Consider the following 8,469-nt stretch of genomic DNA (forward strand, 5'->3'; position numbering starts at 1 on the left):
GCGGTTTGCTGCGGGAGGGCAATGCTGGCCCGGCCGAGAATGCCGACACCTGGGTCCCGCATCTGGTACGGCGACTCAACGAGAGCACCGGCGCCCAGGTGCGAGTGCGCATTGACGCTGGCTTCACCGACAACGACACGCTGGAGGCCCTGGAAGACCGCAACATCGAGTACCTGGGCCGACTGCGCAGTCACACGGGACTGCAGAAGCTGGCAGCGCCGTACCTGAAACGGCCACGGGGCCGGCCACCCGAGCAACCTCGGGAGTGGTGCCACGACCTGGAGTACCAAGCCGGTTCCTGGCCGTCGTCACGGCGCGTGGTGCTGGTGGTGCAGGAACGTCCCGATGATCTGCTGCTGCATGCCTTCTTCCTGGTCACCAACCTCAACAAGTTCCACTGGCCGCCGGAGAAAGTCCTGGCGCTCTACCGCAAACGCGGCAGCGCCGAGGCGCACATGGGCGAAGTGAAGTCAGCACTCGACGTACATCTCTCCTCGACCGACCGCGGCGCTTCTACTGTTCAGGAGGTGATGGCTCGCAACGAAGTGAGTCTGCTACTGAGCCTCTACGCCTACCAGACCCTGCATGGCCTGCGCTGCCTACTCACGCGGCAAACCCGCCAAGGCTGGAGCCTGAGCCGGATGCGCGAGCAGGTGCTCAAGGTCGCTGCCACTATCTCACGGCACGCTCGGCGCATTACTGTTCACCTCGGTGACGCTGCTGACAAATGGTGGCCCACTTTACTGAAAGGGCTGCCGAAGCTGACTGCGCTAAGCTGACCTTCCGGCGATACTGACTGAGGCAAGATCAAGGCGGCCACAACGGTGGCCGGCGGATATGGCTACCCTGATGGCCGAGATCAATGCCAGAAAGTTATAAATAGCTGAGTTAAGATCACCATTGGAGCATTAGTCAGCAGATGCACACGCCATAAATACGGCTACTGAAGACCGAAGCTGGCAACCCGGGGCTGTAAAAATGCTCAATCGGCGTTCTCATGAATGAGGCGGGGTCAATCCTCCCAAGACGCTCTTAAACGCATAATCACACTTATGGGTGAAGTTATGGCCGAAGAAGAACAAAACTTCGTTAGCCCGCTAAAAATAATGTTGATATTAAACAATTTTATAGAAATTTTTATGGCACGATCGCTTTACGTGTGATTACACTGAGAACGCCTAACGTGCTCTGGACATACACGTCATTAAAGAACTGGGCATTAAAGACCAAAAATATCAACTGCATGAAAAGGTCCTAATATGAAGCTCTCTGCATTCGTGAAAAGTGCTCTTGCCACCTCCATCGCCACGTCCGTGTTGGCGAGCCAAGCCATTTACGCCGATACGGTGCGCTTGCGTATGCATACGTTCTACGGCACCGAAGTCGACGAGATGGCCGAAGATCTGCGCGAGCGCGTCGAACAAGCCAGCGACGGCTCCATCCGTATTCAATTCTTCCGCGGCGGTGAGCTGGTCGACAGCGACCAGTTCGTCGAAGCCGTTGCCCGTGGCAGTATCGATCTTGCCCACGGTGTAGGGAGCTACTGGCCTGGTACGGTGGGTATCGGCACCATCGAAGGCGGCCTTCCCGGTGCCTGGGTCAATGTCGAAGAAGCACGCGACATCTTCGCTAACCAAGGCCTGGATGAGCTGGTGGCAGAAGCCTATGAAGAGCAGGGTGTTAAGCTGATCGGGCGCGGTTTTGGCAGCGATTATGGGCTGGTGACGCGTGAGCCGGTCAATAGCCTGGAAGACCTGCAGGATATGCGTATCCGCGCTACCAGCTCCATTGCCACGGTGCTGGAGAAGTTTGATATCCCGACCGCCTTCATTCCCGGTGAAGAGCTTTACGTCGCCCTCTCCACAGGGGTGATCGATGGCGCTGTCTACGGCGGCCCGATCGAGTATGAACAGCTGCGCATCAACGAAGTCGCCGGCTACTACACCGACATCAACCTGCTCAACCCAGGCTGGACGGAAAACGCCTTCATCAACCCCACCACCTGGGAGCAGATGAGCGAAGAGCAGCAGGAGATTCTCACCGCGGAAGTCGACCAGTACCTGCTGGATGTCCACAACTGGCTGGAAGAGGGCAACCAGCGCCTTATCGATGAAGGCGAGTTGTTTGAATTTTCCACGCTGCCGGAAGAAGACTCGCGCCGCCTAGCCGAAGCTTCATTGCCGATCTGGAAAGAAGAGGCGGAGCGTTCCGAGCGCAACGCAAAAGCCGTGGATATTTTGATCGAAAACGCCAAAGCGCAAGGACGTTTGAGTGAGTAAGATTACCCGCTATCTACGTTTTCAGGATGGGCTTTCCGACTGGGTCGGCAAAGCTACCTCCTGGCTGACGCTAGGTATTATCGGTGTACTGCTCTACGAGGTCGTTGCACGCTACATTCTCAATGCCCCCACGGTGTGGGGGCACGAGCTTGCGACCATGTTTTTTGGTGCGCTGAGTATCCTGGCCGGAAGCTACACCCTACGTCACCAGCAGCATGTGCGCAGCGACGTGATCTATCGCTTGTTGCCGCTGCGCGCTCAAGCCTTTTGCGATGTGATCGTGTTCGCACTGGGCATTGTCGTGCTGGCCATTTTTTTCAAGCTATCGGTCGATTTTGCCTACCGCTCTTGGGAAATCGGCGAATACTCCAACAGCAGTATTTGGCGCCCGCAGGTGTGGCCGATTAAATCCACGATCCCCATCGCGGTGGGTCTTTTGATCCTGCAGTGCTTCGCTGAGCTGGTTCGCGCGATGGCCAGTCTATTTGGCGTGTCGTATAAGGACCCTCGGGATGAGGCAAGCGAAGACGAATAACCCCTGTGGTCGCAATGACAGGCATCACCGCGACACCTGTGATGCAACACGCAACATTCCCTGGTGTGTCCCGCGTGACACAGCCAGTTTAAGGGCTTTTCTATGGCAAATTTAGACCCCCTTACCGTAACGGCCATCATGTTTTTCTCCATGATTATTTTGATGGCCATGGGTTCGCCGCTCGCCTGGGCACTCATGATATCGGGCATGGGCAGTGCTTATGTGATGTTTGGCCCCGGCGGGTTGGATTTTTTGCTCTCGTCAGCCTACAGCACCATGGACAACTTCCTCCTAGTCGCCCTACCGCTGTTCATTTTTATGGGGCTGGTACTAGAGCGCTCGGGCATCACTGACGACCTGTTTGAGATGATCCACAAGCTGATGGGCAGCCTTCCCGGCGGGTTGGGCGTCGGCACGATTTTGATTTGCGCACTGATCGCCGCCATGGCGGGGGTATCCGGGGCGGCCACGGTGAGCCTGGGCATCATCGCCCTGCCGGCCATGCTCAAGCGCGGCTACCACAAGCGCTTGGTGACCGGCACCATTATGGCGGGCGGTGCACTGGGCTTTCTGATTCCCCCTAGCGTGCTGATGATCGTCTATGCGTTTCTCGCGCGGGAATCCGTCGGCAAGCTGTTTGCGGCGGGCCTGGTGCCCGGCTTGATGCTCGCGGGCATCTACATGGCCTACGTGCTGATACGCTGTCGCTTGAACCCGGCACTTGGCCCTGCCGCCCCGGTTGAAGAGCGCTTCACCGCCAAGGAGAAGCTGATCTCGCTGCGCCATGTGGTGGCACCGGGCCTTTTGGTCACGACCGTACTGGGCTGCATTATCGGCGGTGTCACCTCCCCGTCGGAGGCTTCAGCCGTGGGTGCCGCGGGGGCGATGCTCATTGCCGCCCTACGTGGGCGCCTCAACCTGAAACTGCTGCTTTATGTCATGCAAAGCACGACGAAAATCACCGGCATGCTGCTCTGGATTGCCATTGCAGCGGTGTTTTTCAGCAAGATTTACATGGGGTTGGGCGCCGGCATGATCATCGGGGATTTTATCAACGACTTTGATCTCTCGCCCTATGTGGTCATTATCATCATGTTGGCGAGCTTTTTCATGCTAGGGATGTTTTTGGATGACTTTGCCATCCTGTTCATCACCATCCCACTTTACGTGCCCATCGTCCGCGACCTAGGCTTTGATACCACGTGGTTTGCGGTGCTGTTTATCATTAGCATGCAGTCGGCGTATCTCACCCCGCCGTTTGGCTACAACCTGTTCTACATGCGTTCGGTCGCGCCAAAGTCCATCACCATTGTGGACATTTACTACTCGGCGCTGCCTTATGTCGCCCTGCAGATCCTCGGTCTTGCCCTGATTGTCGCGTTCCCCAGCATTGCGCTTTGGCTGCCCAATCTGCTGTTCTAGGGACGATGCAACACTCGTGCAAACTTGACGCTGAAAGACAGAAAGAGGGAGGGCAGCAGTGCCCTCCCTCTTTCTGTATTCGCCGCTTAGCTGGCTGTCTTTAGGCGATTCCTTGCTGCTGCATGACGGCGGTGATGATCGGCACGGGCGTCATCAAGTGCTCACGCATCATCGGCTCGGCCTCTTCCTTGCGACGCGCAAGCGTCACTACCACCAGCGCATCGTGCTCCTGGCGTTTTTTCTCTAATGCTTGCTCGGAAAAAACGGTCTCTTTGAGCCAGAAATGGCGGTAGCGCTGAACTTTATCGAAGAGGCCGTCGCGCACTTTCATTAGTTGCGGAGAGCGACAGCCGCGCACCAAGGCCGTGTGAAATGCACTATGGCGCGCATCCCAAACCTCCAGAAGTGAGTGAGGCGTATTGGCCTCGCTCACTTTGGATAGCTGATAGGATTTCGCCAAAATATCCGCTTCCCAGGCGTCGTCACCGCGTTCGATCGCCAAGCCCAGCAGCATCGCTTCCAGCTGTGCCCGCGCGTCATAAATGTCGTGCAGCTCCGCGAGTGACATCGGCGCCACGCGATAACCGCGCTGGCTGATCGCCACGACCAGGTGCTCGGCCACCAGCTGCGACAGCGCCTCACGCAGCGGCCCAATACCCAGGTCGTAGCGCTCCTTAAGCACACTCATGCGTAACTTCTCATCAGGACGAAATGCCCCTTTGATAATGTCGTTTTTGAGCTGCTTGTAAGCGCGGATACCCAGGTTTTCCTTGGTATCGGCAGAATCGTCTTGGCGTGCAGTTAGGCTCATGGTGGGAATATTCGCAAAATTGATCGGCAAGCATAGCATAATTTGGAACGCCTGTTTTACGACCTAGTGTTAAGCGGACTTTACCGGCGTTCATATCGAAAATACTGGTCAAAAACATGCATCGTGCTATATTTAGTACCTAAAAATGGTACTAAAATGAAGCGTAAAAACGAACGAACACTCGCCGCGATTTTTAGCCGCCCGGTCTCTGGCTCTATCCCATGGGGAGACATTGAGTCGCTTTTCAAGGCACTTGGCGCCAACGTTGAAGAGCGCGAAGGTTCCCGTATCGCAGTCGTGTTGTTTGGTGAAGTTCGGGTCTTTCATCGCCCTCATCCTTCGCCTGATACCGACAAGGGTGCTGTCGCGAGTGTTCGCAAATGGTTGCATGAAAATGGAGTAACGCCATGAATAACCTCATGGTCATTGAGGGTTATCGCGCCATCATCGAGTACGATCCTGACATCGAGATGTTTCGCGGCGAATTTACCGGCTTAAATGGTAGCGCTGATTTCTACGCCGATAGCGTAGAAGCGTTGCGACATGAAGGTAAGGTATCGCTGCAGACTTTCCTCGACGTATGTCAGGAACAGGGCATAACGCCTTTTAAGGCATACTCAGGAAAGTTTCAGGTACGTTTGCCGGAAGAGCTACACCGAGATGCAGTGGATGCCGCGAAAGCTCGTGGCGAAAGCCTAAACCAATTTGTGGCTCACGCTATTCAACACGAGTTGTCGCCCTAGAATACAAAGCCGGTGCGATTAACGCTGCACCGGCTCGTGTTGCTTTTAAGGTAGGGCATTTAGCGTGGGAGAGGCTTACCCCGCGAGCTCCGCGAGACACGCTTCAACGATCGCCAGGCCTTCTTCGAGCACTTCCTCTTCAATGGTGACCGGCATGAGAAAGCGGATCGTGTTGCCGAAAAGGCCGCAGGAGAGCAGGATTAACCCTTTCTCACGCGCGCGTTTGCAGAGCGCGGCGGCGAGGTCCGCATCCGGGGTTCGATCGGCAGAGACGATATCCATCGCCGCCATCGAGCCTAAGTGACGCACGTTCTCGACACAGGTAAAGCGCTCCTGCCACTGCGCAAAGCGCCGGCCTAGCGTTTCTCCCAGGGCTTGGCTTTTGCCGAGGATATTCTCCTCTTCAAACACCTCAAGCACCGCCAGTACCGCGGCGCAGGACACCGGGCTGCCGGAATAGGTGCCGCCTAGCGAGTTGGGGCCGGAGGCGTCCATGTGGGTATCCGTGCCGACAATGGCTGAAATCGGCATGCCTGCCGCCATGCTCTTCGCCATGGTGATCAGGTCCGGCTCGACGCCGCTGTGTTCGATGGCAAACATCTTGCCGGTGCGCCCAAAGCCGGACTGCACTTCATCGACGATCATCAGCATGCCGTGCTCGTCGCAGATCTCGCGCACGGCTTTGAGGAAACTCGCCGGCGCGGGGTAAAAACCGCCCTCGCCGAGTACCGGCTCAATCACGATGGCCGCGGTATCGCGGGGGTTCGCATCGGTCTTCAGCGTCATTTTCAGGCCACGAATCGCGTCTTCCTCGCTGACACCGTGGAACGGCACCGGATAGGGCGCACGGAACACGTTACCCGGCATGCTGCCGAAATCCGCCGCGTAGGGCGCGACTTTGCCGTTCATCGCCATGGTCATGAACGTGCGGCCGTGATAGCCGCCGTCAAAGCAGATCACGTTGTTTTTACCCGTCGCCGCCCGCGCAATCTTGACGGCATTCTCCAGGGCTTCGGCACCGGAGTTCACCAGCATGACCTTACCGTGACCGCGCACCGGGGCAATCTGGCTAAGCTTTTCTGACACCTTGACGTACCCTTCATAGGGGATAACCGTCTGACAGGTATGCATCACGCGGCCCAACTGCTCTCTCACCGCCTCGACCACCTTGGGGTGGCAGTGGCCAATGTTGAGCACGCCAATGCCACCGGCAAAGTCGATAATACGGTTGCCATCCGCATCCCAAATCAGCGCATTCTCCGCACGGTCGGCAAACTGTGTGGCGGGGCTGGCGGCGCCGTTGGCAACATATTTCTGCTTCAGTTCGTTCAATTGCGCGTTGTTCATCAACGTTTTTCCTTCACCTTGAATAGCGGCGCTTATAAGCCGCCCACACAGACGTATTTCAGTTCGGTAAATTCATCCAGCCCATGGCGTGAACCTTCACGTCCAAGCCCTGACTCTTTCACCCCACCAAAGGGCGCCAACTCGGTCGAGAGAATGCCTTCATTGATCGCGACCATGCCGTACTCCAAGCCTTCCATGACGTGCCAAATACGCCGATAGTCGCGCGCATAAAAGTAAGCGGCCAAGCCAAACTCGGTGGCATTCGCCATGGCAATGGCTTGTTCATCGGTCTCGAAGCGAAACACCGGCGCCAGCGGGCCAAACGTCTCTTCACGCGCGACCCGCATCTCATCGGAGACATCGGCGATGATGGTCGGCTCGAAGAACGTACCGCCCAAGGCGTGAGCGCTACCGCCGCACATCAGCCGCCCGCCTTTCTCTAGCGCGTCAGCGATGTGGGCTTGTACTTTTTCTACTGCGGCCTGGTTGATCAGCGGTCCCTGCATCACCCCTTCCTCTAAGCCGCTGCCAACTTTCAGTTGCTTGACGCGCGCGGCCAGCTTTTCAACGAAGGCGTCGTATACACCGGACTGCACCAGAAAACGGTTGGTGCAGACGCAGGTTTGACCGGAGTTGCGGTACTTGGAGGCAATGGCGCCCTCGACGGCCGCATCAAGGTCGGCGTCATCGAAGACGATAAAGGGGGCGTTGCCGCCTAGCTCCATAGAGGCTTTTTTGACGGTCCCCGCGCATTGGGCCAGGAGCTTCTTGCCCACCGGCGTCGAACCCGTAAAGGAGAACTTGCGCACGCGCGGGTCGGTGGTTAGTACCTCGCCCACCTCTGCTGGGCGACTCGCGGTGACCACGTTGATCACGCCTGCCGGGATACCGGCGAGCTCAGCCAATCGTGCCACCGCCAGCGCTGTCAGCGGCGTGGCCTCGGCGGGCTTGATCACCACCGGGCAGCCCGCGGCCATCGCCGGGGCGCACTTGCGCGGAATCATGGCCAGCGGGAAGTTCCAGGGCGTCACCGCCGCGACCACGCCGATCGATTCGCGAAAGACCAGAATGCGCTTGTCGACGCCGTGGCTTTGCAGGGTTTCCCCCGCCATGCGTTTGGCTTCTTCGGCGTAGAACTCGACAAACGACGCGCCGTAAGCGACTTCGCCCCGCGACTCGGCAATCGGCTTACCCTGCTCCAGCGTCATCAGCCGGGCGAGGTCTTCCTGGTGCGCCATGATGGCATCGAACCAAGCGCGTAAAAGGTTGGCGCGCTCTTTGGCGGTGCGCTTGCGCCATGCGGGCCAGGCCGCTTCGGCCGCCGCCACGGCA

Annotated in this window: 9 protein-coding genes; 6 read left to right on the forward strand and 3 right to left on the reverse strand. The window is 57.6% G+C overall.

Annotated features, from left to right (window positions below):
* The 4 genes from BQ9846_RS16240 to BQ9846_RS16255 all read left to right on the forward strand — a co-directional run.
* A partial coding sequence (locus BQ9846_RS16240) for an IS1380 family transposase (RefSeq protein ID WP_144049492.1) occupies positions 1-779 on the forward strand: 779 nt, incomplete at its 5' end.
* Positions 780-1,259: 480 nt separating this feature from the next.
* Positions 1,260-2,279, forward strand: coding sequence for a TRAP transporter substrate-binding protein DctP (gene dctP, locus BQ9846_RS16245; protein ID WP_075882090.1), 1,020 nt, complete (start codon positions 1,260-1,262; stop codon positions 2,277-2,279).
* Positions 2,272-2,814: a TRAP transporter small permease subunit gene (locus BQ9846_RS16250; protein WP_075882091.1), complete on the forward strand. Its 543-nt coding sequence runs from the start codon at positions 2,272-2,274 to the stop codon at positions 2,812-2,814. The genes dctP and BQ9846_RS16250 overlap by 8 nt, the downstream gene beginning before the upstream one ends.
* A gap of 102 nt (positions 2,815-2,916) precedes the next feature.
* The gene (locus BQ9846_RS16255) at positions 2,917-4,236 is read left to right on the forward strand and encodes a TRAP transporter large permease (protein WP_075882092.1); all 1,320 of its coding nucleotides are present in this window, start codon (positions 2,917-2,919) and stop codon (positions 4,234-4,236) included.
* A 100-nt stretch (positions 4,237-4,336) separates the two neighbouring features.
* Here the strand turns inward: BQ9846_RS16255 and csiR are convergent, their stop codons facing one another.
* Positions 4,337-5,047 carry a DNA-binding transcriptional regulator CsiR gene (gene csiR, locus BQ9846_RS16260; protein WP_075882098.1) on the reverse strand — a complete coding sequence of 237 codons (711 nt, stop codon included), beginning with the start codon at positions 5,045-5,047 and terminating at the stop codon, positions 4,337-4,339.
* A gap of 42 nt (positions 5,048-5,089) precedes the next feature.
* On the opposite strand from csiR, the gene BQ9846_RS16265 reads away from it, so the two are divergent.
* Both BQ9846_RS16265 and BQ9846_RS16270 read left to right on the forward strand, forming a co-directional pair.
* Positions 5,090-5,458, forward strand: a complete 369-nt coding sequence (locus tag BQ9846_RS16265) for a type II toxin-antitoxin system HicA family toxin (protein WP_235818993.1) — start codon at positions 5,090-5,092, stop codon at positions 5,456-5,458.
* Positions 5,455-5,790 (forward strand): type II toxin-antitoxin system HicB family antitoxin, encoded by a 336-nt coding sequence (locus BQ9846_RS16270; RefSeq protein ID WP_075882094.1) that lies wholly within the window; start codon positions 5,455-5,457, stop codon positions 5,788-5,790. The genes BQ9846_RS16265 and BQ9846_RS16270 overlap by 4 nt, the downstream gene beginning before the upstream one ends.
* A gap of 75 nt (positions 5,791-5,865) precedes the next feature.
* On the opposite strand, the gene gabT is transcribed toward BQ9846_RS16270, so the two are convergent.
* The gene (gene gabT / locus BQ9846_RS16275; protein WP_075882095.1) at positions 5,866-7,137 is read right to left on the reverse strand and encodes a 4-aminobutyrate--2-oxoglutarate transaminase; all 1,272 of its coding nucleotides are present in this window, start codon (positions 7,135-7,137) and stop codon (positions 5,866-5,868) included.
* Between the two features lie 32 nt (positions 7,138-7,169).
* On the reverse strand, positions 7,170-8,469 hold a 1,300-nt coding region (locus BQ9846_RS16280; RefSeq protein ID WP_083651650.1), incomplete at its 5' end, for an NAD-dependent succinate-semialdehyde dehydrogenase.

Source organism: Vreelandella massiliensis (genome assembly GCF_900155385.1).
Taxonomy (GTDB): Bacteria; Pseudomonadota; Gammaproteobacteria; order Pseudomonadales; family Halomonadaceae; genus Vreelandella; species Vreelandella massiliensis.